22 protein-coding genes are annotated in these 23452 nt (G+C 69.5%); 10 read left to right on the top strand and 12 right to left on the bottom strand.

Annotated features, from left to right (window positions below; translation table 11 throughout):
• Window positions 1-102 precede the first annotated feature (102 nt).
• Window positions 103-903, top strand: coding sequence for a helix-turn-helix transcriptional regulator (locus tag HWX00_RS25745; protein WP_034191454.1), 801 nt, complete (start codon window positions 103-105; stop codon window positions 901-903).
• Between the two features lie 138 nt (window positions 904-1041).
• On the top strand, window positions 1042-1425 hold the full coding sequence (locus HWX00_RS25740) for a hypothetical protein (protein ID WP_059556498.1): 384 nt from the start codon (window positions 1042-1044) through the stop codon (window positions 1423-1425).
• Between the two features lie 72 nt (window positions 1426-1497).
• On the opposite strand, the gene HWX00_RS25735 is transcribed toward HWX00_RS25740, so the two are convergent.
• Window positions 1498-1803 (bottom strand): panthothenate synthetase, encoded by a 306-nt coding sequence (locus tag HWX00_RS25735; RefSeq protein WP_175027964.1) that lies wholly within the window; start codon window positions 1801-1803, stop codon window positions 1498-1500.
• A 172-nt stretch (window positions 1804-1975) separates the two neighbouring features.
• A complete protein-coding gene (locus HWX00_RS25730) occupies window positions 1976-3427 on the bottom strand; it encodes a cytochrome P450 (protein ID WP_175027965.1) in 1452 nt (483 codons plus the stop codon).
• A gap of 87 nt (window positions 3428-3514) precedes the next feature.
• Between HWX00_RS25730 and HWX00_RS25725 the strand changes: the two genes are divergently transcribed.
• The 3 genes from HWX00_RS25725 to HWX00_RS25715 all read left to right on the top strand — a co-directional run bounded on the left by HWX00_RS25725 (window position 3515) and on the right by HWX00_RS25715 (window position 5266).
• Window positions 3515-4453: a helix-turn-helix domain-containing protein gene (locus HWX00_RS25725; RefSeq protein ID WP_034191457.1), complete on the top strand. Its 939-nt coding sequence runs from the start codon at window positions 3515-3517 to the stop codon at window positions 4451-4453.
• Window positions 4444-4602 carry an EamA family transporter gene (locus tag HWX00_RS25720; protein WP_277622977.1) on the top strand — a complete coding sequence of 53 codons (159 nt, stop codon included), beginning with the start codon at window positions 4444-4446 and terminating at the stop codon, window positions 4600-4602. Before HWX00_RS25725 ends, HWX00_RS25720 begins: the two co-directional genes overlap by 10 nt.
• Before the next feature lie 289 nt (window positions 4603-4891).
• Window positions 4892-5266 carry a COG4315 family predicted lipoprotein gene (locus HWX00_RS25715; protein ID WP_049028502.1) on the top strand — a complete coding sequence of 125 codons (375 nt, stop codon included), beginning with the start codon at window positions 4892-4894 and terminating at the stop codon, window positions 5264-5266.
• Window positions 5267-5380: 114 nt separating this feature from the next.
• On the opposite strand, the gene HWX00_RS25710 is transcribed toward HWX00_RS25715, so the two are convergent.
• Window positions 5381-6898: a CoA-acylating methylmalonate-semialdehyde dehydrogenase gene (locus HWX00_RS25710; protein WP_175027966.1), complete on the bottom strand. Its 1518-nt coding sequence runs from the start codon at window positions 6896-6898 to the stop codon at window positions 5381-5383.
• Between the two features lie 48 nt (window positions 6899-6946).
• Entirely contained in the window at window positions 6947-8302 is a 1356-nt protein-coding gene (gene aptA / locus HWX00_RS25705; RefSeq protein ID WP_034191682.1) for an omega-aminotransferase AptA, read from the bottom strand.
• A gap of 105 nt (window positions 8303-8407) precedes the next feature.
• On the opposite strand from aptA, the gene HWX00_RS25700 reads away from it, so the two are divergent.
• The gene (locus tag HWX00_RS25700) at window positions 8408-9358 is read left to right on the top strand and encodes a LysR family transcriptional regulator (RefSeq protein ID WP_034191459.1); all 951 of its coding nucleotides are present in this window, start codon (window positions 8408-8410) and stop codon (window positions 9356-9358) included.
• Window positions 9359-9430: 72 nt separating this feature from the next.
• Here HWX00_RS25700 and HWX00_RS25695 read toward each other — a convergent pair whose 3' ends face one another.
• Genes HWX00_RS25695 through HWX00_RS25685 form a run of 3 tightly spaced genes read right to left on the bottom strand, consistent with a single transcriptional unit; the run spans window position 9431 to window position 11527 of the window.
• On the bottom strand, window positions 9431-10687 hold the full coding sequence (locus HWX00_RS25695) for an MFS transporter (RefSeq protein WP_034191460.1): 1257 nt from the start codon (window positions 10685-10687) through the stop codon (window positions 9431-9433).
• On the bottom strand, window positions 10684-11019 hold the full coding sequence (locus tag HWX00_RS25690) for a hypothetical protein (RefSeq protein WP_034191461.1): 336 nt from the start codon (window positions 11017-11019) through the stop codon (window positions 10684-10686). Before HWX00_RS25690 ends, HWX00_RS25695 begins: the two co-directional genes overlap by 4 nt.
• A 37-nt stretch (window positions 11020-11056) precedes the next feature.
• Window positions 11057-11527: a MarR family winged helix-turn-helix transcriptional regulator gene (locus HWX00_RS25685; RefSeq protein ID WP_059556495.1), complete on the bottom strand. Its 471-nt coding sequence runs from the start codon at window positions 11525-11527 to the stop codon at window positions 11057-11059.
• Between the two features lie 168 nt (window positions 11528-11695).
• Here HWX00_RS25685 and HWX00_RS25680 point away from each other — a divergent pair, with 168 nt between their 5' ends.
• The gene (locus HWX00_RS25680) at window positions 11696-12187 is read left to right on the top strand and encodes a 2,4'-dihydroxyacetophenone dioxygenase family protein (RefSeq protein ID WP_175027967.1); all 492 of its coding nucleotides are present in this window, start codon (window positions 11696-11698) and stop codon (window positions 12185-12187) included.
• Between the two features lie 21 nt (window positions 12188-12208).
• On the opposite strand, the gene HWX00_RS25675 is transcribed toward HWX00_RS25680, so the two are convergent.
• Window positions 12209-13357: an epoxide hydrolase family protein gene (locus tag HWX00_RS25675; RefSeq protein ID WP_175027968.1), complete on the bottom strand. Its 1149-nt coding sequence runs from the start codon at window positions 13355-13357 to the stop codon at window positions 12209-12211.
• Between the two features lie 65 nt (window positions 13358-13422).
• A complete protein-coding gene (locus HWX00_RS25670) occupies window positions 13423-14382 on the bottom strand; it encodes a GlxA family transcriptional regulator (RefSeq protein ID WP_124608373.1) in 960 nt (319 codons plus the stop codon).
• Window positions 14383-14518: 136 nt separating this feature from the next.
• On the opposite strand from HWX00_RS25670, the gene HWX00_RS25665 reads away from it, so the two are divergent.
• Window positions 14519-15313 carry an SDR family NAD(P)-dependent oxidoreductase gene (locus HWX00_RS25665; RefSeq protein ID WP_034191466.1) on the top strand — a complete coding sequence of 265 codons (795 nt, stop codon included), beginning with the start codon at window positions 14519-14521 and terminating at the stop codon, window positions 15311-15313.
• 334 nt (window positions 15314-15647) lie between these two features.
• The gene (locus HWX00_RS25660; protein ID WP_175027969.1) at window positions 15648-17432 is read left to right on the top strand and encodes a sensor domain-containing diguanylate cyclase; all 1785 of its coding nucleotides are present in this window, start codon (window positions 15648-15650) and stop codon (window positions 17430-17432) included.
• Between the two features lie 70 nt (window positions 17433-17502).
• Here the strand turns inward: HWX00_RS25660 and HWX00_RS25655 are convergent, their stop codons facing one another.
• From HWX00_RS25655 to HWX00_RS25645, 3 genes are all read right to left on the bottom strand, one after another.
• Window positions 17503-18864 (bottom strand): MFS transporter, encoded by a 1362-nt coding sequence (locus HWX00_RS25655; RefSeq protein WP_175027970.1) that lies wholly within the window; start codon window positions 18862-18864, stop codon window positions 17503-17505.
• Between the two features lie 86 nt (window positions 18865-18950).
• Complete coding sequence (locus HWX00_RS25650; RefSeq protein ID WP_175027971.1) at window positions 18951-20297, bottom strand: MFS transporter; 1347 nt, start codon at window positions 20295-20297, stop codon at window positions 18951-18953.
• A gap of 179 nt (window positions 20298-20476) precedes the next feature.
• Entirely contained in the window at window positions 20477-21436 is a 960-nt protein-coding gene (locus HWX00_RS25645; protein ID WP_006482658.1) for an MBL fold metallo-hydrolase, read from the bottom strand.
• Window positions 21437-21612: 176 nt separating this feature from the next.
• Here HWX00_RS25645 and HWX00_RS25640 point away from each other — a divergent pair, with 176 nt between their 5' ends.
• Entirely contained in the window at window positions 21613-23271 is a 1659-nt protein-coding gene (locus tag HWX00_RS25640; protein WP_069705338.1) for an IclR family transcriptional regulator, read from the top strand.
• Window positions 23272-23452: the final 181 nt, after the last annotated feature.

The following is a 23452-nucleotide window of genomic DNA, read 5'->3' as shown; positions in this document are numbered from 1 at the left end:
TTTTGAACACCCATACTCGGGCCCGATTGATTGCGTGGCAGTCTAGGAAGCCAATTTCAGGACCGCTATTCCCCCTTCGTGTTACGCCCTTCCGGTGGTGGTATGGATCGTCTCTTTTCCGAAATCGCGATGCATCAGGCGCTTGGCCGCGCAATCGATCATCTCGGCCAGCCGCGCTTCTGGCGGTTCCTGGTGCTGCTGCTCAACGAAATGGTGCCGTTCGACAACGCGCTCGCGACCGCGGTCGGCCGCGACGGCGTGCCGCTCGTGCTCGACGAATACGACACCGGCGGCACCGACAACGCATCGCCCGTGCCGCTCTACCTGAACGGCGTGTATCTGCTCGACCCGTTCCTGCAGGCCGCGCACGACGGGCTCGCCGACGGCTGCTACCGGCTCGAGGAAGTCGCGCCCGACCTGTTCCGGCAAAGCGAATATTTCCTCAGCTATTTCCGCGATGCGGTCGGCGACGACGAGATCCAGATACTCGTGCGGCCGAACGCCGATACGCTGCTGTCGTTGTCGCTCGGCGCGGCCGCGCGCTTCGACGTCGAGCCGCTCGGCAAGCTGACGGCCGCGATGCCGTGGGTGCTCGCGGCGATGCGGCAGCACTGGCGGCTGGTGGGCGACGCCGCACGCGCGACGCCCGACGCCGATCTCGGCGCGCGCGTCGAGCAGGCGCTCGCGCGCTTCGGCGCGGGCGTGCTGACCGACCGCGAGATGTCGATCGCGCGCATGGTGCTGCGCGGCAATTCGTCGAAGGCGATCGCCGAGCGGCTGGCGATATCGCCCGAAACGGTGAAGGTGCATCGGCGCCATCTGTACGCGAAGCTCGGGATTTCATCGCAGCCCGAGCTGTTTTCGCGGTTCATCCGGGCGCTCGGGGAAGATGCGGCCGGGTGAACGCCTCGATCGCGGTAGATGGCAACGGGCGCGGAATCGGGCACTATCCGTGCATCGATTCGCGCCGTGATCGGCCGGTGAAGCAGGCACGGAGGTTTCGCCGACCACGCGGCCGCCCCGATACAGGAGACCCGATTCATGTCGCTCGTTCCGCTCATCGGACTTGGCTGGCTGCTGCTGTGCGCCGTCAGCGCCGCTTCGATCGTGCTCGTGCCGCCCGTGGTGCTGGCCGCCTGCCTGATGGGCAAGGACGTCTGGTCGATCCTGACGCGCGGCCGGCTGCAGTTCGCATTCCTCGCCTACCTGGGCTCCGCGCCGGTGCCGGCGGTCTTCACGTTCCTGCTCGAAGCCGGCACCACGGCCGGAAATGCCGGCGGCGTGGCATCCGACAGCCTGAACGCATGGAACGCGCGGTGCTTTTTCGTTTTCCTCGGCGCGGCGGCGCTGAGCGGCCTGCTGTTGCTGTGCCGGCCGAAAGACCGGCCGGCGGCACCCGTCGAGCCGTCGCGGCCTGCGCGATAGTCGGCACGCGAACGCCGCGCCATGCCTCCCGCCCCGTTGTCGGGCAGGGGCACGGCCACGCGCGGCATCCTGCTACCGCCACTTCGCGCCGAGTTGCGCGAGCCCGGCGTTCCGCAGATCGTCCGGCAGCATCACCACGCGGAACTCGCAGTCCGCATTCAACATCAGGAGCCACGGCTCCGCGAGCGCCGGGATTTGCGACGGGTCGTCCAGATTGACGATCACGACCGCGCCGCGCCCGCCGCTCTGCTCCGTGAAATACACGGCCTCCGGCTTGACCGCCTCGAGTATTCGCGAGATCACGTCGCCGACGCTGCCGTCGCGCACCAGCGTATTGAACGGCTCGTGAGGAATTCGTATGTTGAGAAGCATGCGCATGACCGTCCTCCGTTGGGTCCGCCCGGCCTGGGCCCTTCAAGCATAGGTGCTGCGCGACGCCGCGCCAGGGCGCCGAACACCGTTGCCGGCATGCATTCACGTTCCGACGATTCGACGACACGGCATCGCTCGCACGGTCGTCACTCGCGCGATGCGCGCGTGACCGGCTCGGTCACGCCGGCCCTTGTGCCGAGGCCGCCTCGGCCGTCAGCCCCGGCGACGCGATCGCCAGATGCAACGCCTGCCGCGGCCGCAGCGTCACGTTCAACACCGGTCGCGGCGGCGCCATGCCGGGCGGAACCGACAGCACGTAGCGCTGCAGGAGCATCGCGGCCACCACGGTCATCTCCGTCATCGCCAGATGCTGCCCAAGGCACACGCGCGGGCCGGTGCCGAACGGCATGTATGCGCCGCGCGGCAGCGGCGGCGCGTCGTCGGCGAAGCGCGCCGGCCGGAACGCATGCGGCTCGGGAAACCAGCGTTCGTCGAGATGCATCAACTGCAACGGCAGCATGAACAGCGTCCGCGCGGGAAACTGCCAGGCGCCCAGCGCAACCGGCCGCGATGCGCGGCGGCTGATCAGGATCGGCGCCGCCGGGTACAGCCGCATCGTTTCCTCGAGCGTCTGCGTCAGGTAGCGCAATGCCGCGCGCGTGTCGGCGCTCGGCGCGCGGCCGTCCAGCACGCGCACGACCTCGTCCCGCGCGGCAGCCTGCACGTCCGGATGCGCCGCCATGCTCCACGCCCACCAGGTCAACGTGGCCGCGGCCGTCTCGTGTCCGGCCAGGAACGCCGTCATGCATTCGTCGCGCACGGCCTGCAGCGGCCAGACGCGCGCGTCGGCGCGATGCAGCCGCAGCAGGCGCGACAGCAGATCGTCGGGCCAGCCGTGCTCGGGACGGTCGAGACGCGCATGCAGTTGCCGGTCGATCAGCCCGTTCAGCACCGCGAGCGCCCGCGCCTTGCCGCGCTTCCACGGCATCCAGTCCGGTGCGCTCACCGGCTGGTAGAACTCGGCATTGGACACGGCGCTCACCGTGCGCACGGCGGCCTCGGCCACGCGCGCATCCTCGCCGATCGCATCGGAAAACATCGCGCGCATGATCACGTCCATCGCGAGCGACGTCAGCGCGCTTTCGATCGGCCAACGCGCGTCGTGCGCGGGCCATTGCGCGAGCGCATGGGCCGCCGTCGCGGCGATCGCCGGAACGAACGCCTGTACCGGCTTCGGCATGAAATTCGGCTGCAACGCGTGCCGCTTGTCGCGCCATGCGTCGCCTTCGGCCACCAGCACGCTGTGCCCGTGTACCTGCGAGAACACGCGGATGCCGCGCTCCCAGCGCACGAGCGCATCGTGATGCGTGACCAGCAGTTCGCGCACGAGCGCGGGATCGGTCACGGCCACCACGTGCTCGGGCCACATGCGCAAGTGCACGACGTCGCCATGCTCGCGCTGCCAGCCCGCGAGCGTGCCGAGCAGGTCGCGCGACATCGCGCGCAGCAATGACCACCCCGTCAGGCCGGCGCGCGGCCCCGGCGGCCATACGCCGGGCGGGTGAAGCACGGGCGCCGGTGCTGCGGCGCCCGCATGGAAGGGACATGGGGAGGAGGTTCGCGGGTTCATGCGGCGGATTGTCCGCGGCGACGCGGCGGCGGTCTTGAACGCAAACGACATCGACACGCATGCAGGCCGTCCCTATACTCCGGCGTCATGTGCTCCGGCCCGCCCCCGATCCTGCCGTCATGCCCCGATCCGCTCGCGCGCGCGCCGCGCGTGCTGCGCGGCGGCCGCGCGCCGCATGCGCGGCTGTATCCGGCGCCGGCCGCGTTGCAAGGCGCGGTGGTCGCGATCATCTGCCGCGACACGCGCGGCTTCGCGCTGGACGCAGCGCAGCGGCTGACGCACTTCCCGGCGTCACCGCTCGTCTGTCTCGCGTGGTATCGCGCTCTCGACGCGGGGCTCGTCGAGAGCGCGCCCGACGGCCCGCGCTGGCGCGCGTTCGGCGCGTCGGCGACGCTGTCCGGCAGCCAGTCGGCGCCGACCGTCAGCTGGGCGCCGACCACCGGTCAGGGCGGCATCGTCTGCTTCCATGCCGACGCGGCCCGCGTGCTGTTCGGGATCGGGCTGCCCGAGATTCACGACCGCTTCGTCGATGCGCGTGTCGCGCTCGACGACGGCTGGCGGCCGCTGCTCGACGCATTGGCCGAGGCGGACGGCGACGCCGCGGCGCTGGCCGCGCTCGACCGCCACCTGGCGCCGCGCTGGCGCGCGCTGCGCGGCGGCACGACGCCGCTGTCGTCGCTGCGTGACGCGGGCCGCAGCTGGGCCGAACGGCTCGCGCTGCAGGCACGCGAATGGCGGCACACGCACAGCGCGCGCCAGGTCGAGCGGCGCATCAAGGCGTACAGCGGGCGTTCGTTGCGCGACTGGCATACGCTGGTGCGCAGCGAAGGCGCGTTCTTTGCCGCGCGGGCGCGGCAGGAAGCCGGCGAGCCGGTCGACTGGGCGGCGCTGGCGCTGGACGAAGGCTTTGCCGACCAGGCCCACCTGAGCCGCGCGACGCGGCGCATCACGGGCTTTGCGCCGACCGAATTCGTGCGGCGCTTCGCCGACGACGAATCGTTCTGGATGTACCGGCTGTGGGTGTAGCCCGCGCCGCCGTGTTCACGAACCGGGTGCCCGTGTTCGGCGTGCTGCTGTCGGTCGCGCTGCTCGGCGAACCGCTGTCGCCGTCGATACTGGCCGGCGGCGTGCTCGTGATCACGGGCGTCGCGCTGACCAATCGCGCCAGACGCTGACGCGCCGGCGTGCGCCGCGCGTTCGGGGACGGATGCGGAATACCGGCGTGCAGGCAATTGCCGCGCCGTTGCGCGATGCCTACGCGCGGCCGATATGCCCCCCGATCTTCTCGCAGCCCCGCGCAAAACCGCCTATCGTGAAGAAGGCGCCCCGTTTGCCGCCATGCGATCCCGCGTCAAGCTCGCGAACGGCAACGGCATCGCGTTCCGGCACCATTCATCGCGATCGTCGCGCACGCTTGCCCGTGCGCGCGGTTGCGGCCGCCCACCGGACTATCAGGAGGCACACATGAAAGCCGTGCTGCTCGTCAGCTCCGCTCTGCTCGCCATTGCATCCGCTTCGGCTACGGCCCAGGGTTCCATCACGAAGGAAGAAAACGGCGCGCTCGTCGCCGCCAACGGGATGACCGTCTACACGTTCGACCACGACAAACCCAATGCCGGCACCAGCGCCTGCACGGGCCAGTGCGAATCCTTCTGGCCGCCCTACAAGGCCAGCGCGACCGACGTCCCGGTCGGCCCCTACACGATCGTCAAGCGCGACGACGGCAGCCCGCAATGGGCCTACAAGGGCAAGCCGCTGTACTTCTTCTCGAAGGACATGAAACAGGGCGACCGCAACGGCGACAACTTCAAGAACATGTGGCACGTGGTTGCGCCGTAAGCGTCCTTCCGCCGCCTTCCGCACGATCCGTGCACAAGCCAAAAAGCCTGCCCCGATCGTCGACCGGGGCAGGCTTCGGCACGTCGCGCCGGCTGCGTGCAGCCGGCTTGCGCGTCAGCGGCTCGACGGGAAGCTGAATACCGTCCCTTCGCGCACGCCGGCCGACGGCCAGCGCTGCGTGATCGTCTTGCGTTTCGTGTAGAAACGCACGGCGTCCGGGCCGTATGCGTGCAGGTCGCCGAACAGCGAACGCTTCCAGCCGCCGAACGAGTGGTACGCGACCGGCACCGGCAGCGGCACGTTGATGCCGACCATGCCGATCTGGATGTTGTCGCTGAAGTAACGCGCGGCCTCGCCGTCGCGCGTGAACAGGCACGTGCCGTTGCCGTATTCGTGCGCGTCGATCAGCGCCATCGCCTCGTCGAGCGACTTCAGGCGGATCACGCCGAGCACGGGCCCGAAGATCTCGTGCTGGTAGATCGGCATGCCGGGCTTCACGTTGTCGAACAGGCACGGGCCGAGGTAGTAGCCGCCGTCGTGGCCGTCGACCTTCACGCCGCGGCCGTCGACGACGAGCGTCGCGCCCGCCGCGACGCCCGCATCGACGAAGCCCGTCACCTTCTCGAAGTGCTGCCGCGTCACGAGCGGGCCCATGTCGACACCCGCGCCGTTGCCCGGGCCGACCTTCATCTTCTCGATCTCGGCCTTCAACCCCGCGACGACCTGGTCGCCCGTCTCGTCGCCGATCGCGACGACGAGCGGAATCGCCATGCAGCGCTCGCCGCACGAGCCGTACGCGGCGCCCATCAGCGCGTTCACCGCATTGCCGATGTCGGCGTCCGGCATCACGACCGCGAAGTTCTTCGCGCCGCCGAGCGCCTGCACGCGCTTGCCGTGCGCGCAGCCGGTCGAGTAGATGTATTCGGCGATCGGCGTCGAGCCGACGAAGCTCACGGCTTTCACGCGCGGGTCGGTCAGGATCGTGTCGACCGCTTCCTTGTCGCCGTTCACGACGTTCAGCACGCCCGGCGGCAGGCCGGCCTCGAGCGCGAGCTCGGCCATGCGCAGCGTCGACGACGGCGTGCGCTCGGACGGCTTCAGCACGAACGTGTTGCCGCACGCGACGGCCATCGGCCACATCCACAGCGGCACCATCACCGGGAAGTTGAACGGCGTGATGCCGGAGACGACGCCGAGCGCCTGGAACTCGCTCCACGAATCGATCGCGGGGCCGACGTTCTTGCTGTGCTCACCCTTCAGCAGCTCGGGCACGTACGTCGCGTATTCGACGTTCTCGATCCCGCGCTGCAGTTCCCCCATCGCGTCGGCGAGCACCTTGCCGTGCTCGGCCGTGATCAGCGCGCACAGCTCGTCGGCATGCTCTTCGAGCAGCGTCTTGAAGCGGCTCATCACGCGCGCGCGCTTCAGCGGCGGCGTGTTGCGCCACGCCGGGAACGCGGCCTGCGCGGACGCGATCGCGGCTTCGACGGTCGCCTTGTTGGCGAGCGCGACGCTCTTGTCCGAATCGCCGGTGGCCGGGTCGAACACCGGCTGGACGCGGTGGCCGCCGTCGACGCGCTTGCCGTCGATCAGGTGGCCGATGGTGGAGGTGACGTTGCTGTCGTGTTTCATCGTTGAGGCTCTTTCGTGAATGCGGTTGTCGCGGGGGCGAGCCGCGGCTCAGTCCACTTCGTTCAGTGCGTCGGACAGCGCGTTGACCAGGTTGTCGATCTCGCGCTTCTCGGCGATGAACGGCGGCGCGAGCTGGATCGTGTCGCCGCCGTAGCGCACGTAGAAGCCCTTCGCCCAGCAGCGCATCGCGATCTCGTACGGACGTCGTGCCGGCTCGCCCGGCAGTGCCGCGATCGTCAGGCCGGCCGCCAGCCCGTAGTTGCGGATGTCCGCGATGTGGCGCTGGCCCTTCAGCCCGTGCACGGCCGCCTCGAAATGCGGCGCGAGATCGCGCACGCGGGCCACCGCGTCCTCCTTCACCAGCAGGTCCAGCGCCGCGACGCCGGCCGCGCACGCGACCGGGTGCGCCGAATACGTGTAGCCGTGCGGGAACTCGAGCATGTACTCGGGGCCGCCCGCGGCCATGAACGTGTCGTAGATCTCCTTCGTCGCGATCACGCCGCCGAGCGGCTGCGCGCCGTTCGTCACCTGCTTCGCGAAGTTCATGATGTCCGGCACCACGCCGAATGCGTCGGCGCCCGTCATCGCGCCGGCACGGCCGAAGCCCGTGATGACCTCGTCGAAGATCAGCAGGATGTCGTGCGCGGTACAGATGTCGCGCAGGCGCTTCAGATAGCCCTTCGGCGGCACGACCACGCCCGCCGAACCGGAAAACGGCTCGACGATCACGGCCGCGATGTTCGACGCGTCGTGCAGCGCGATCAGCTCGAGCAGGCGGTCGGCCAGCTCGGCGCCGTGCTCGGGCATCCCGCGCGAGAACTTGTTCTCGGCGAGTTGCGTGTGCGGCAGGAAATCGGCGTCGAGGCCCTGGCCGAACAGCTTGCGGTTCGGCCCGATCCCGCCGACCGAGATGCCGCCGAAGTTCACGCCGTGGTAGCCCTTCTCGCGGCCGATCAGGCGCGTCTTCGTGCCCTTGCCCTTCGCGCGCCAGTATGCGCGGGCCAGCTTCAGCGACGTGTCGGCGGCTTCCGAACCCGAGCCCGTGAAGAACACGTAGTCGAGGCCGGCCGGCGTCAGCTCCTTGATCTTGTTCGCGAGTTCGAACGATTTCGGGTGGCCGAACTGGAATGCCGGCGCGTAGTCGAGCTGCGCGATCTGGCGGCTCACGGCCTCGACGATCTCCGTGCGGCCGTGACCGAGGCCCGTGCACCAGAGGCCCGACAGGCCGTCGAAGATCTTGCGGCCTTCGGCGTCCGTGTAATACGCGCCCTTGCCCGACACGATCATGCGCGGATCGGCCTTGAACTGGCGATTGGCCGTGAACGGCATCCAGTGCGCGTCGAGCCACGCGGCGTCGGTGCGCAGGTTCGTGTCGTCGTGCTGGGCGGTGGTGATGTCGGTCATGTCGGTCGGCGCGGCGCGCCCCTCTTCCTTGTGATGATGTTGCACATTGTCGGGACGACAATTAGTCTTTTGAATATCGCAATATCAATGTTCACTTGCTCAACTATGCAAGCAAAGAAACCGAAGAGCCGCGCGCTGCTGGGGCAGCTCAGCGACATGGACCTGCGCCTGCTGCGGGTCTTCAAGGGCGTCGTGCAGTGCGGCGGGATGGCGGCGGCCGAACTGGAACTGAATATCGGCATCTCGACGATCAGCCGGCACGTGAAGGATCTCGAAACGCGCCTCGGCCTGGTGCTGTGCCGGCGCGGCCGCGCCGGCTTCACGCTGACGCCGGAAGGCCAGACGGTGTACGAGGAGACGCTGCGCCTGCTGGCGTCGATGGAAGCATTTCGCAGCAGGATCGACGGCATTCACGACAAGATGGGCGGAGAATTGCACGTCGCCGTGTTCGACAAGACGGCCACCAACCCGCATGCGCGCCTCGGCGACGCGATCCGCCAGTTCGCCGACGAGGCGCCCGACGTCACGCTGAACCTGCATGTCGCGTCGATCAACGAAGTCGAGCGCGGGATCATCGACGGCAGCTATCAGGTCGGGATCATTCCCGCGCACCGCAATTCGGGCAGCCTCGAGTATGCGGAGCTGTTCGACGAACGGATGCTGCTCTACTGCGGCCGTCAGCATCCGCTGTTCGATGCGCCGCACGGCAAGCTCACGTGGACGACGATCCGCAACCACGCGTTCGCCGGGCTCGGCTTCCATTCACCGAACATGGAGCTGAGTCATCGCGCGAAGCTCACGCGCAGCGCGACCGCGTCGGACCAGGAGTCGATCGCGACGCTGATCCTGTCCGGCCGCTACCTCGGCTTCCTGCCCGACCACTACGCGGAAAGTTTCGAAAACAAGGGGCTGATGCAGCCGATCGCGCCGCACCGGTTCAATTACCGGTGCCGGTTCGTGAGCCTGCTGCGGCGCTCGCCGCGGCCGTCGCGGGCCGCGCTGCTGTTCCAGTCGTGCCTGGAAGCCGCGCATGCGGCCGTGCGGCCGGCGGCGTAGACAGCTCGCGCGGGTCATCCCGGCGGCGGCATCGCATGACGGGCGGACGCGCCGCCCGCCGCCTTGCGTGCATCAGGCGGCGTCGCGCTGTTCGACCGCGCGTCCCGCGCGCAGCGTGTCGCGGTTGCGCTTCACGAAATGCGTCGCGACGAGCGCCGCGGCAAAACCGGACGCCGCGCCGACGCCGAGCGCCCAGCGCGGGCCGAGATGGTTCGCGACCCAGCCGGCCACCGGCGCGCCGATCGGCGTGCCGCCGAGCGCGACCGCGAGGCGCAGCGCCATCACGCGGCCGCGCATCGCCGGCTCGGTGGACAGCTGCATCAGGCTGTTGGTCGAGTTCATGAAGGTGATCGCGGCGACGCCCGTCAGCACGAGCGCGGCCGCGAACAGCCAGTAGCCGGGCGCCAGCGCGGCGAACGTGCAACCGAGCCCGAACAGCGCCGCGCCGAACCACAGATGCCCGAAGCGCGGCTGCTCGCGGCGGGCCGCCAGCAGCGCGCCGGACACCGTGCCGACCGCCATCATCGACGACAGGAACCCGAACCCGCGCGCATCGACGTGAAACACGCTGGCGGCCATCGTCGAGATGAACAGCTGGAAGTTGAGCCCGAACGTGCCGATCAGGAACAGCATCACGAGGATCGCCTTCAGGTCCTCGCGGTGCCACACGTAGCGGAAGCCGTCGAGCAGCCCGCCACGCGAGCGGCCCGCGCGCAGGTTCGCGCGCAGTTCGTCCTCCCGGAGCAGCAGCAGCGATGCCAGCACCGCGAAGAAGCTGAGCCCGTTGGCAACGAATGCCCAGCCCGTGCCGACCGACGCGATCATGAATCCCGCCGCCGCCGGGCCGATCATCCGCGCGGCGTTGAACGACGTCGAATTGAGCGCGACCGCATTCGCCAGCTCGCGATCGCCGACCAGTTCCGCGACGAAGGTTTGCCGCACCGGCGCGTCGAACGCCGACGCACAGCCGAACAGGAACGCAAAAACGTACACGTGCTCGAGCCGTGCGGCGCCCGTGACCGTCAGCATGCCGAGCGCCAACGCCAGCACGCCCATCAGCGCCTGGGTCGTCATCAGCAGCTTGCGCTGGTCGAAGCGGTCGGCCGCATAGCCGGTCCACGGCAACAGCAGCAGCTGCGGCCCGAACTGCAGCGCCATCACCGTGCCGACGGCCGACGCGTCGTGATGCGTGAGCTGCGTGAGGACGAGCCAGTCCTGCGCGGTACGCTGCACCCAGGTGCCGATGTTCGACACCAGCGAGCCGATCGCCCAGACCCGATAGTTGAAGCTGCGAAGCGAGCGGAACACGCCCGCCGCCGGCACGCTCATGGCCGCTTCCGGCCGGGCTCGTTGCCGCCGTGCAGGGTGCCGAAGTGCCACGCGAGGAACAGGCCGAGCGCGAGGATGCCGAGCCCGAGCGCCGCGGCGTCGGCCGTGCTTCTCAGGTCGAAATCGCCGACGCGGCACACGAGCGCGTAGGCGATCGCGAGGTTCACGACGCCCCACACGACATTCACGGTGGACGACGACAGCCCGCGGCCGGACGGATTCGCGAACGGCGTCTGGAACGGCTCGCCGCGCAGCCCGCTGACGAGATGCGGCACGACGTTCGCGAGAAACGCGCCGCCGAAGAAGTACGACACGAGATGCAGGAGGTTCATGGTCGGGCGGTCCTTTCGGCGTGCGGGCCGAGGCGGTTCACGGGCGGGCGGGATCCTGAAATTCGGCGAGCCGCTGCAGCAGCTTCACGGCAGCGGCGAGCTCGGCCTGTTCCGCCGCCGACAGCTGCGCGTGCAGCGCGCGGAACAGCCAGTCGTCCTTGGCTGCACGGTTGGCCTGCAGCATCTTGCGAAACCCGGGAGTGAGCGCGATCAGCGTCTGCCGGCCGTCGGTCGGGTCGGGCGCGCCGCTGACGGCGCCGAGCGCCTCGAGCGTCGCGACCGTCACGCGCATCGACTGCGGGCGCACGCTTTCGGCACGGGCCAGCGCCGATACGGTAGCCGGGCCGTCGCGGTCGAGCCGCAGCAGCACCGATTTCTGCGATGAAGTGAGGTCGTTCGGATGGGTCTGCTCCCGCATGCGCCGTATCAGCTTGCCGACCGAGATGCGGAGTTCGCCGGCGAGCCCGGCAAGCGGGCGCGTATCGGAGGGGGACGATCGCGTGTTCATGGCGCCACGATATCACATCGACAGTTTAACTGTACAGTTTGGCTGTATATTTCAGGTTGTCAGGATCGTGGGCCCGGCCAGACCCGCGTCGCCGAGAACGGCCGCGTTCCGCCGTGCGAAGTTGCTCTGCGATAATGCTGACTCCCCATTTCCGCTCCGCCTCCCGCCATGACGCAGCCGCCCGCCCTGCCCCCCACCGACCTGCCGCCGATCTCGTGCCTGCCCGGCGACGCGCTGCCGTGGCTGCCGATGAGCGCCGACCTGCCGGGGCTCGCGATCAAGTACCTGCACATCAATGCGGCCGAGGACACGCTCACCGCGCTGCTGAAGATGCCGGCCGGCGGCACGCTGCCGCGCCACCGTCACGACGGCGAGGTGTTCGTCCATACGCTGCAGGGTGCGTGGCGCTACCGGGAGTACGACTGGGTCGCGCACGCCGGCTCGACCGTGCTCGAACCGGCCGGCTCGGTGCATACGCCGGAAACGCTCGGCGCGCCGGGCGAGGACGTGATCACGCTGAACGTGATGCGCGGCGACCTCGTGCTGCTCGACGACGACGGCCGCGAGACCGCGCGCGAGAATTGCCGCGTCGCGCTGCTGCGCCAGCGCAAGCATGCGCGCACCGCGCCGGACGACGCCGCGCCGTTCGTCACGCGGTAAGCCAGACGGCCCGGCCGCGCATTACCGAAACCGCCGGAAGAATCGCCGCACGTCGTCGGCCAGCAGATCCGGCTCCTCCATCGCGGCAAAATGGCCGCCGCTCGGCATGTCGGTCCACTGCACGACGTCGAATACGCGTTCGAGCCAGCTGCGCGGCGGCCGGCCGATTTCCTTCGGGAAACGCGCATACGCGACGGGCACCGCCACGCGTTGCCCGGCCGCGAAGCGCATCGGCTGCAGCCGGTTTTCCCAATACATCTGCATCGACGAGCCGATGCAGCCGGTGAACCAGTAGAGCGAGATGCCGGTCAGCAGCGTATCGTGCGAAAACCGCCGCGCGACGTCGCCGTCGCAATCGCTCCACGCGCGGAATTTCTCGGCGATCCATGCGGCCAGCCCGGCCGGCGAATCGTTGAGCGCGACGGCCAGCGTCTGCGGCTTGGTCATGTGCATATGGGCGTATCCGCCTTCCAGCGCGGCCCACTCGCCGCGCTGCGTCAGGAAGGCCTGCTCGTCTCCGGTCAACGGCAACGCCGCGTCGGCCGGCGGCTCGTAACTGCCGGGCAGGTAGTTCAGATGGATGCCGTCCACCCGGTCGGCATGTCGCACGCCGAGCGCGATCGACACGCCCGCGCCGAGATCGCCGCCCTGCGCACCGAAGCGCCGATAACCGAGACCGGACATCAACGCCGCCCAGCGGTCGGCGACCTGGAATGCCGCCATGCCCGGCGCCGCGGGCGCGGGCGAAAACAGGAAGCCGGGCAACGACGGCACGACGACGTCGAACGCGTCGTCGGGATCGCCGCCGAAGGCCGCCGGGTCGCACAGGCGGTCGATCAGCGCGTCGAATTCGAACACGGAGCCCGGCCAGCCGTGCGTGATGACGAGCGGATAAGGTTTCGGTCCCGCCCCGCGCCGGTGAATGAAATGCACGCGCTGCCCGCTTACGTCGGCAACGAACTGCGGCAACCGGTTCAGCGCACGCTCCACCGCACGCCAGTCGAAGCCTTCGGCCCAGTATGCAACCAGTTCGCGCAGCCACGCGCCGTCGACGCCCTGCTGCCACGGCTCGGCGGGGGTCAGCAGCGGCGGGCGGCTGTCGCGCAGGCGCCGGCGCAGGTCGTCCAGCGCATGGTCGGGTATCGCAATGCGGAACGGCTCGGCGGGCATGGTGTCTCCTCACGAAGGGTGCCGGAGATTTTGCGCGCTTTTCCCGGGCCGCGCTGGCGCCCGCGTCAGCCCGTTTCCCGTTCGTCCAGCCGCGCGTCGCGCCGCATCGCCTGCGGCGGCACGCCGAACCCGCGCACGAACGCCTCGCGCATGTGCCGGCGGTCGCGAAAGCCGTTCTCCTTCGCGATCACGTCGAGCGGATGGCGGCTCTGCTCGATCATCAGCCGCGCGGATTCGAGCCGCAGCCGTTCGATCGCCTTCGCCGGCGACTGCCCCGTTTCGAGCGTGAACACCCGGCTGAACTGGCGCGGGCTCAGGTGGACGGCTTCGGCGAGTTCCTCGACGGTCAGCGCGCGGCCGAGGTTGCGCCGCGCATAGTTCAGCGCGTTCTGGATCCGGTCGGATTTCGGCGCGAGATCGAGCATTTCGGAATGCTGCGACTGGCCGCCGCCGCGGCGCTGGTGCATCACGAGCTTGTGCGCGACCGAGCGCGCGGCGTCGGCGCCCAGGTCCTTTTCCACCATCGCGAGCGCGAGGTCCAGCCCGGCCGTCATCCCGGCCGAGGTCCAGATCGGCCCGTCGACGATGTAGATCCGGTCTTCCTCGACGCGAATCTCCGGGTAGTGCCGCTGCATGTCGCGGCCGAACGCCCAGTGCGTGGTCGCGCGGCGCTGCGCGAGCAGCCCGGCCTCGGCCAGCACGAACGCGCCCGTGCAGATGCCGGCGATCCGCCGCGCGCGCGCATTCGCGCGCCTCAGGTAGGTGACGACGCCGGCCGGCGCCGGCGAGACGAGCGGATCGTTGACGCCCGCGACGATCCACGTATCGACGTCGATCCGCCCGCGCAGCGCGCGCGTCGCGACCGTCAGCCCGAGCGACGAGCGCACGTCGCCGCCGTCGACCGAATAGCTGTCCATCACGTAGAACGGCTCGCGCGTGCCCATGTTCGCGTACTCGAACACCGACTGCGCGGCGAGCGCCATGATCTGGAAGCCGTCGCTGATCAGAAAGCCGATTCGGTGCATGAGGATTCTCCGGTCCCGGGCGCGGTCATCGGCCCGATGTCCTGAATCATACCCATCTACGTCATTTGTGTCGCCGCACTTCGGCGCCAGAATGGCTTCACGCCATCCGGCCATTCCCACCGAAACGGAGCACATCATGACGCAAGCACATCGCGGTACCGCCCTCATTACCGGCGCCTCGTCGGGCATCGGCGCCGTCTACGCGGACCGCCTCGCGCGCCGCGGCTACGACCTGATCCTGGTCGCGCGCAATCGCGACCGGCTGAGCGCCCTCGCCGAGCGCATCACGAACGACACGCAGCGCAGCGTCGAGATCGTCGACGCGGACCTCAACGACCGCGCGGCGCTCGCCGCCGTCGAGGCGAAGCTCAAGCAGGACGCGAGCATCACGCTGCTCGTGAACAACGCGGGCATCGGCACGCATGCGCCGCTGCTCGACAGCGACGTCGACGCGATGACGCGGATGATCGACCTGAACGTGACGGCGCTCACGCGCCTGACCTACGCGGCCGTGCCCGGCTTCGTCGCGCGCGGCGGCGGCGCCGTGATCAACATTTCGTCGATCGTCGCGATCTCGCCGGAAACGCTGAACGGCGTGTATGGCGGCAGCAAGGCGTTCGTGCTCGCGTTCAGCCAGTCGCTGCATCACGAACTCGCCGACAAGGGCGTACGGGTGCAGGCCGTGCTGCCGGGCGCGACGGCCACCGATTTCTGGCAGACGGGCGGCCTGCCGCTCGAGCACCTGCCGAAGGAAATCGTGATGACGGCGCCCGACATGGTCGACGCGGCACTCGTCGGCTTCGATCGCGGCGAACTCGTGACGATCCCGTCGCTGCACGCGGGCGACGAATGGGACGCATACGAGACCGCACGCCGCACGATGGCGCCGCACCTGTCGTCCGATACGCCCGCACCGCGCTACGCGAGCTGATCGATCGCGCCGGCCCCGCGCCGAGCGGGGCCGGCCAACGGATCGAACGCCGGCAAACGTGACGGAACACGGCGATGCCCGGCGACGACTCGACCGATGGTCGCCCGGCGTTCGGCGGCAGGTTGACGGGCCGGCGCGGAACGCTCGATTCGTCTGCGGGAACGCTCTCGCGAATTCGTTCTCCGACGGCACAAATGACCGGTGCCACCCATCGATTCCGACACGCTTGCCACGCATTCCGCGCGACAGTAAGCTCTGCGATTGCAGTCCCCACGCAACCTCGTCCGATCACGAGGGCAATCGTCCGTTGCGGAATTCGACCAGGCGGTTCCGTATGTTCATCACCGAGACCGGCGACGCGCCGGCCGCCGCACGCGATCCCGCCGACAAGCAGCCGGCGCTTGCGGCGCTGCCCGAACTCGTCGCCGTCTGCCGTATTGCGCGTGCGCATGCACGCGCGGCCGGCGCGTTCGTCGCGCGCGCCGGCCGCGGCACGCAACGCGTGCTGGCGGCCGACGGAGCCGTGCCCGACCCGCTTCCGGCCGACTGTTTTCCAGCGCACGTCGAACGCGATCCGTCCGCCGGCAGACGCTACGTCATACACGACCTGCGATGCGACGACGGCCCGCCGCACGCGCCGCAGATCGTCGCGGCCTGTGAGCTGACCACCGCCGACGGCACGACGCTCGGCACGCTGTGCATCGCCAACGACACCCCCCTGACGCTCGACGGCACGCCATGCGCGCTGCTGCTCGACCTCGCGGTCGTGGCCGAGCGCGCGCTGGCCCGCGCCCTCACGGAAACCGCGTTGCGCGAACGGCTGGCGCGCGTCGAGGAGCACAGCACGCTGACGGCGCTGGCGCTGACCGAAAGCGGCACCGGCGTGTGGGATCGCAACGTGGAAACCGGCGAGATCCATTATTCGCCGGCGTGGAAGGCGATGCTCGGCTACGCGCCGCACGAGCTGAGCAACCGGATCGAGGACGCTTACGAACGCCTGCACCCGGACGACGCCGACGACGTGAAGGCCGCGATGCTCGCCCATTTCGAGAGCCGGACCGACAGCTACGAAGTCGAGCACCGCATCCGCTGCAAGGACGGCACGTACAAGTGGATCCGCAGCCGCGGCAAGGTGATCGCGCGCGACGGCAACGGCCGCGCGCTGCGGATGGTCGGCACGACCACGGACATCACCGCGCTGCGCGAGCTCGCCGAGCGGCTGCTCGACTCGGCCGCGCTCGTCACGGACCTCACCGACCAGGTTCCCGGGCTCGTATTCCAGTTGCGGCAGACCGCCGGCGGGCGCCGCTTCTTCTCGTATGCGAGCGCCGGTGTCCGCGACATCTACGAACTGACGTCCGAGCAGCTCGCCCGCCAGGCGGACACGGTCGAGACGCGGATCCATCCGGCCGACCTGGCCGCCTATCGGCAGTCGCTGCAGGAATCGTCGGTGCACCTGACGCCGTGGCGTCTCGAGTATCGCGTGCTGCTGCCCGGGCAGGGCCTGCGCTGGCGCGAAGGCGATGCGCGCCCGCAGCGCACGATCGACGGCGGCACCGTGTGGCACGGCTTCATCACCGATGCGACCGACCGCAAGCACATCGAGGCCGAATTGCACCGGATGGCGACGACCGACCATCTGACGCAACTGTCGAATCGCCATGCGTTCATGCGGCAAAGCGAAGCGGCGCTACGCGGCGTACGCGCGACCGGCCACGCTGCCGCCGTGCTGATGCTCGACCTCGATCACTTCAAGGCGCTGAACGACCGCTGGGGCCACCCGCTCGGCGACCGCGCGCTGCGGCATTTCGCGCGGCTGCTGCTCGCGGAAACCGGGCCGGACTGCATCGTGGGCCGGGTCGGCGGCGAGGAGTTCGCGATCGTGCTGCCGGGATCGGACCTCGAGACGGCGCTGGCCTTTGCGCGGCGCGTGCAGCAGCGCGCGCGGCAGACGCAGCTCACGCACGAGGACGAGCAGATCGTGCTGACCGTCAGCATCGGCATCGACGCGATGCGGGAGTCGGACCTGGGTGCCTACCAGGCGCTGTCGCGCGCCGACAAGGCGCTCTATCTCGCGAAGGAACGCGGCCGCAACCGGATCGAGGTGTATCGGGCGTAGCCGCGGCGCCCGCTTCCGCCGGGAACGGGACGACGGCATCCCGCCGCCGCCCGGTCACGCGGCCTCGCCGTCAAGGCGCGGCGTCCGCCCGCGCACCCGCCTCGCCGCGCCGCACGCCCAGCAGCATCGCGATCGCGCACGCGGCCAGCAGCGCCGCGATCATCAGCATCGCCGGATCCATGCTGCCGGTTCGCGTACGGATCAGCCCGACGAGCCAGGGCGTGATCATCCCGCTCGACACGCCGATGCTGCTGATCAGCGCGATCCCGCCCGCCGCGCCGGCGCCCGAGAAATACGCGGACGGCACGGTCCAGAACACCGGATGCGCGGCGAAGATCAGCGTCGCCGCGATCGACAGCAGCGCCATCATCGCGACGATGCTCGGCAGGTGCAGCGTCAGCAGCGCGAGCGCCGCCGCGCCGCCGAACGCACAGGCGGCGAAGTGGCGGCGCCGTTCGCGCTTGCGGTCCGAGCGCCGCGCGATCGCGATCAGACCGGCCGCGCCGATCGCATTCGGCACGACCGACAGCAGGCTGATCCGCACGATGTCGTGAATGCCGAATTCGCGGATCATCAGCGGCATCCAGAACAGCAGCATCAGCAGCGCGGTGGTCAACGAGAAGTAGATGAACGCGAACAGGTACGTGCGCGGTTCGGCCAGCACCTGCCGCAGCGAATGCGGCGCCGGCGCGCCCGTGCGGGCGCGGTCGGCGGCCAGGTCCGCCGCCAGCCGCTCGCGCTCGGCGTCGGACAGCCAGCGCGCGTGCTCCGGCCGGTCGCACAGCCAGAACCACGCGACCACGCCGAGCAGGATCGCGGGCGCGCCTTCGATCGCGAACATCCATTGCCAGCCGTGCAGCCCCATCACGCCGGACATCCCGCGCATGAGCCAGCCCGACAGCAGCCCGCCGACCATCCCGGCCACCGCGACGCCCGCGTAGAAGATCGACAGCACCGACGCGCGCCGCCGCGCCGGGTACCAGTACGTCAGGTAGAACACCACGCCCGGAAAGAACCCGGCCTCGAACAGCCCGAGCAGGAAGCGCAGCACGTAGAAGTGCCGGGCGCTGTCGACGGTGATCATCGCGACCGACACCGCGCCCCACAGGCACATGATCCGCGCGAACGTGCGGCGCGCGCCGAAGCGGCGCAGCAGCGCGTTGCTCGGCACCTCGAACAGCACGTAGCCGACGAAGAACAGCACCGCGCCGAGGCTGTACATCGCGTCGGTCAGGCCGAGATCCTGCCGCATCTGCAACTGCGCGAAGCCGATGTTGCTGCGATCGAGGATCGACACGATGTAGCAGATGAACAGGAACGGCACGATCCGCAGGCCGATACGGCGGTACAGCGCATCGTCGCCGGCCGCATCCGTCGAACCGGCGGCGGACACGGCGGCCGGTGCGGCGTGCGCGTGAAGAGGGGCTGACATCGATCGTCTCCTCGATGGATTCGGGTGCGGGCGAAGAGGAAGCGCCTGCCGCCGCCGCCCGCGGGCCGCGACCGGTCGTCACGTGCTCAGCCGCGTGGCGCGCTTTCGCCCTTCACGCCGAGCATCAGCGCGGCGCCGCTGGCCACCAGCAGCGCGGCGAGCAGGTACACGGCGAGATCCATGCTGCCGGTGCGCGTGCGGATCATCCCGATCACCCACGGGCTGACGATGCCGCTCGTGATCCCGAGGCTGCTGATCAGCGCGATCCCGGCCGCGGCCGCGTTGCCCGACAGGTAGCGGGTCGGTACGGCCCAGAAGATCGGCAGCGCGGCGAAGATCAGCGTCGCCGCGATCGACAGGCACGCGAGCATCGCCGCGAAGCTGTGCAGGTGCAGCGTCAGCGCCGCGAGCGCGAGCCCGCCGCCGATCGTGCAGCACGCGAAGTGCTTGCGGCGCTCGCCGGTGCGGTCCGAGCGGCGCGCGATCAGCACCAGCCCGACCGCGCCGACCGCGTTCGGCACGACCGTGTAGAGGCTCACCGCGACGACATCGGTCACGCCGAAGTCGCGGATCATCAGCGGCATCCAGAAGTTGAGCGTCAGCGACGCGCAGGTCAGCGAAAAATAGATGAACGCGAACAGGTACACGCGCGGGTTCGCGAGCGCGGCCATCACGCTGCGCCCGTCGTACGCGCTGCCGTGCCCGCGGCCTTCGGCGCACAGCGCGGCGACGCGCGCCTTGTCGTCGGCCGTGAGCCATGCGGCGTCCTGCGGCCGGTCGACCAGGAACGTGAACGCGGCGAACGCGAGCAGGATCGCCGGCGCGCCTTCGATCGCGAACATCCATTGCCAGCCGTGCAGCCCGAGCACGCCGCTCATGTCGCGCATGATCCAGCCCGACAGCAGGCCGCCGAGCACGCCGGCCACCGCGACGCCCGCGAAGAACACCGAGATCGCCGCCGCGCGCCGGTTCGCCGGGAACCAGTAGGTCAGGTACAGCACGATGCCGGGGAAGAAGCCGGCTTCGAACACGCCGAGCAGGAAGCGCAGCACGTAGAAGTGCGACGGCTGCGACACGAACATCATCCCGGTCGACGCGAGACCCCACAGCAGCATGATCCGCATGAATGTCCGGCGCGCGCCGAAGCGCGCGAGCAGCATGTTGCTCGGCACTTCGCAGAATACGTAGCCGACGTAGAACACCGCGGCGCCGAGGCCGTACATCGCATCGCTGAAGCCGAGATCGTGCTTCATCTGCAACTGCGCGAAGCCGATGTTGATGCGGTCGAGAAACGACACGACGTAGCAGAGGAACAGGAACGGGACGATCCGCCACGCGATCTTGCGGAACAGTTGCGCGTCGCTGAATTCGGATACCGAAGCCGACGCACGCGCGTGCGCGAGCGTCGCTCCGGCGGGAAGCGATTGGGGCATGTCTCTCTCCAAACGGGCCGCGCGATTCGCGCGCGCGGCAGTCTCCGAGGGCGTGCGTGCGCCCTGCTTTCTTGTGAGACCGGATCCGGCTGCCGGCACCGCGGCGCACTGCCGCCGCGGATGCCGCAACCGTCGGGGAAACGGCGATGCCTACGTCAGCGCTCGCCGTCGTGTGCCGCTCAGTCCTGCAGCGCGGCCCACATGTCCTTGTCGCGCTGCGCGGTCCAGATGCGCGGATGCGCGATGCCGCTCGCTTCGTCGAAGGCGCGCGACACGTCGAACGGCAGGCAGTGTTCGTAGATGAACACGTGGCCGAACTTCGGGTCCATCGCTTCGCGCGTGAGCGCCATCGCCGCCTTCAGGTCGAGATTGCGCTCGACGGCCTTGCGGCCCTGCGCGAGCAGCGTCGTGACGAAATCCTTCGTGTAGTCGAGGCCCTTGTTCACCTCCGCCGGGTTCAGCAGCGCGGGGCCGCGGCCCGGCACGAGCTTCTCGGCGCCGAGCGCGCGCAGCGCCTCGAGCGTGGCCGGCCACTGTTCGAGCTGCGCATCGCCGCAGTAGCACGCGGCGTCGTACTCGACGAGGTCGCCCGAGAACAGCACCTTCTGCGACGGCAGCCAGACGATCGTGTCGCCCTTCGTGTGGCCCGAGCCGACGTGCATGATCTTCACCTCGAGCTTGCCGAGGAACAGCGTGATCTCGCGCTCGAACACGAGCGTCGGCCAGGTCAGGCCCGGCACCGTCTCGACGCCGGCGAACAGGCGCGGGAAGCGTTCGATCTCCGACTTCATGTCGGCCTCACCGCGCTCGACGATCATCTCGTACGTGCCGCGGCTCGCGATCACGTGCTGCGCGCCTTCGTCGAAATACGCGGACGCGCCGAGCACGCGCACCGCGTGGTAATGCGACAGTACCACGTGCTTGATCGGCTTGTCGGTCACGCTGCGGATCTTCGCGATCAGGTCCTGCGCCATCGCGGGCGTCGCGGTCGTGTCGACGATCAGCACGCTGTCGTCGCCGATGATCACGCCCGAGTTCGGGTCGCCTTCGGCGGTGTACGCGTAGGCGTTCTCGGACAGCTTCGTCCAGGTGACTTTCTTCTCTTCCAGATCGGCTTGGGAGGCGAATGCTTTGGCCATGTTGCGTTCCGTGGCTGCGAGCCATGTGTTGAGGGGAGTGAGCGGATCATCTTCCCGCATGGAATATTTGTCAATGACAAAGTCGCTTGCTATTGTCTAATACGGGTAAACCTGCGGGCTGGCGCGATAAATGGCGTCGGATACCATGCGGGGTTTCGTCAAGGAAGAATCATCGCGTGCAGAACCACGAAGTCAGCGCGGACGATGCGCCGCCCAAGGCGCAGCGCGGCATCCAGAGTGTCGAGGTCGGCGGCCGGCTGCTCGACGCGCTCGCGCGCCGGCGCAAGCCGCTCGGGCTGTCGGAACTGGCCGCGGCGGCCGACCTGTCGACCGCGCAGGCGCATACCTATCTCGTCAGCCTGACGCGGCTCGCGCTCGTGAAGCGCGACGCGATCACCGGCAACTACGAGCCGGGCCCGCTGTCGCTGCGGCTCGGGCTGATGTCGATCGAGCGTCAACCGGCCTACCGCGCGACGCTGCCGCACGCGGTGCGACTCGCCGAAGCCGTGGGCCTGAGCGTCGCGCTGTCGGTGCCGGGCGCGCTCGGCCCGACGATCGTGCGCATCGAGCACGGTGGTTATCCGTTGCATGTGAACCTGCACGTCGGCTCGGTGATGTCGCTCGACACGACGGCGACCGGCCGCGTGTTCCGCGCATTCGGCGAACCCGCGCAGCTCGACGCGATGGCGGCGAGCCAGGCCGGCGCGGGCGAGACGCTCGCGGGCGCCGAGGGCGTGCAGCCGGCGCCGGACGCGGACGTGCAGCAGGCCGAACGCGAGGCGATCCGCGCACGCGGCATCGAACGCGGCATCGACCGGCCGAGCCCCGGCGTCAGCGCGATGTGCGTGCCCGTCCTCGACGCGCACGGGCGTCTGCAGCTTGCGTTGACGGTGATCGGTTCGAGCGGGTCGATCGATGTCGACTGGCACGGCCCGATTGCGACGGCCTTGCGCGAAGCAGCGCGGCAGGCCACCGCGTCGCTCGGCGCGGAAAGGGCGAACCAGGCCGAACCGCTGCCCGCGCCGGCAGCGGGCCCGGCTCGCGTGCCACCGGCACTGGCCGACGACGCGAAGGCGCAACGCGGGATCAACGCGCTCGACAGCACCGGCGACCTGCTGCTCGCGCTGGTGTCGGCGGGCCGCGCGCTGCCGTTGCGCGATCTCGCGGCGGCAGCCGGCATGCCGGCCGCGAAGGCGTTCCCCCATCTCGTCAGCCTGCAGAAGATCGGCCTGCTGAGCCGCGACGACGCCGGCTGCTTCGACGGCGGCCCGCTCGCGCAGGCGCTCGGCCTGATCGCGATGCAGCGCGTGTCGCCGACGCGCGACGCGGAAGCCGAGATCGTCGCGCTGGCCGCCGCGACCGACATGAGCGTCGCCGCCGCGACGCTCGGCCCGCTCGGCCCGACCGTGATCCGTCTCGAGGAATCGGCACGGCCGCAGCACGTGAGCCTGCAGGTCGGCACCGTGATGTCGCTCGTCAATACGGCGATCGGCCGGATCTTCGCGTCCGGCATGTCCGAGGACGTGCTGGCCGACCTGCTCGCCAACGAGCCCGTGCGCCTCGCGGGCAGCCGCACCGCGCCGGACGACGCCGCATTCCGTGCGCGGCTCGCGGCGATTCGCGCGGACGAACTCGATTTCGCATTCGACGCGCCGGTGCCGGGCATCGGCACGGTCGCCGCGCCCGTGTTCGATCACACCGGCAGCATCCGGCTCGTGATCGCGATCATCGGCTCGTCGCGCGGCTTCCCGCGCGGGCCGGACAGCGACCTCGCACAGGCGCTGCTCGCCGCGACGCGGCGACTGTCCTGGCGGTTCGGGTGGATCGGCCGGTAATCGCGCCCCGTTTCCCCTACGCTCGCCTTCCCTTGTCCCGCTTCCCGCGAAGCCTGGCCGGGACGGCCTCGGCACGCCTGTCCGCGACGCAAACGCGGTCAGACATGCATGTTGCGCGGCAGCAACATAAAGTGTCAGGAATTCTCATATAACGAAATCGCATTTCACAAGGCGGTGATGC

It is taken from the genome of Burkholderia seminalis DSM 23518 (assembly GCF_902832885.1).
In the GTDB taxonomy this organism is placed as follows: domain Bacteria; phylum Pseudomonadota; class Gammaproteobacteria; order Burkholderiales; family Burkholderiaceae; genus Burkholderia; species Burkholderia seminalis.
Note: the sequence above shows the minus strand (reverse complement) of the source record. Positions and strands in the feature narration are given on the sequence as shown.

Bases quoted from the DNA above. Each gene is read 5' to 3' on its own strand.
- HWX00_RS25665 (WP_034191466.1), top strand. From the start codon at position 14,519: ATGACGCAAGCACATCGCGGTACCGCCCTCATTACCGGCGCCTCGTCG.
- HWX00_RS25695 (WP_034191460.1), bottom strand. From the start codon at position 10,687: ATGAGCGTGCCGGCGGCGGGCGTGTTCCGCTCGCTTCGCAGCTTCAAC.
- HWX00_RS25680 (WP_175027967.1), top strand. From the start codon at position 11,696: ATGACGCAGCCGCCCGCCCTGCCCCCCACCGACCTGCCGCCGATCTCG.
- HWX00_RS25710 (WP_175027966.1), bottom strand. From the start codon at position 6,898: ATGAAACACGACAGCAACGTCACCTCCACCATCGGCCACCTGATCGAC.
- HWX00_RS25685 (WP_059556495.1), bottom strand. From the start codon at position 11,527: ATGAACACGCGATCGTCCCCCTCCGATACGCGCCCGCTTGCCGGGCTC.
- HWX00_RS25740 (WP_059556498.1), top strand. From the start codon at position 1,042: ATGTCGCTCGTTCCGCTCATCGGACTTGGCTGGCTGCTGCTGTGCGCC.
- HWX00_RS25700 (WP_034191459.1), top strand. From the start codon at position 8,408: ATGCAAGCAAAGAAACCGAAGAGCCGCGCGCTGCTGGGGCAGCTCAGC.
- HWX00_RS25645 (WP_006482658.1), bottom strand. From the start codon at position 21,436: ATGGCCAAAGCATTCGCCTCCCAAGCCGATCTGGAAGAGAAGAAAGTC.
- HWX00_RS25670 (WP_124608373.1), bottom strand. From the start codon at position 14,382: ATGCACCGAATCGGCTTTCTGATCAGCGACGGCTTCCAGATCATGGCG.
- HWX00_RS25745 (WP_034191454.1), top strand. From the start codon at position 103: ATGGATCGTCTCTTTTCCGAAATCGCGATGCATCAGGCGCTTGGCCGC.
- HWX00_RS25735 (WP_175027964.1), bottom strand. From the start codon at position 1,803: ATGCGCATGCTTCTCAACATACGAATTCCTCACGAGCCGTTCAATACG.
- HWX00_RS25660 (WP_175027969.1), top strand. From the start codon at position 15,648: ATGTTCATCACCGAGACCGGCGACGCGCCGGCCGCCGCACGCGATCCC.
- HWX00_RS25675 (WP_175027968.1), bottom strand. From the start codon at position 13,357: ATGCCCGCCGAGCCGTTCCGCATTGCGATACCCGACCATGCGCTGGAC.
- HWX00_RS25655 (WP_175027970.1), bottom strand. From the start codon at position 18,864: ATGTCAGCCCCTCTTCACGCGCACGCCGCACCGGCCGCCGTGTCCGCC.
- HWX00_RS25715 (WP_049028502.1), top strand. From the start codon at position 4,892: ATGAAAGCCGTGCTGCTCGTCAGCTCCGCTCTGCTCGCCATTGCATCC.
- HWX00_RS25730 (WP_175027965.1), bottom strand. From the start codon at position 3,427: ATGAACCCGCGAACCTCCTCCCCATGTCCCTTCCATGCGGGCGCCGCA.
- HWX00_RS25725 (WP_034191457.1), top strand. From the start codon at position 3,515: ATGTGCTCCGGCCCGCCCCCGATCCTGCCGTCATGCCCCGATCCGCTC.
- HWX00_RS25650 (WP_175027971.1), bottom strand. From the start codon at position 20,297: ATGCCCCAATCGCTTCCCGCCGGAGCGACGCTCGCGCACGCGCGTGCG.
- aptA (WP_034191682.1), bottom strand. From the start codon at position 8,302: ATGACCGACATCACCACCGCCCAGCACGACGACACGAACCTGCGCACC.
- HWX00_RS25690 (WP_034191461.1), bottom strand. From the start codon at position 11,019: ATGAACCTCCTGCATCTCGTGTCGTACTTCTTCGGCGGCGCGTTTCTC.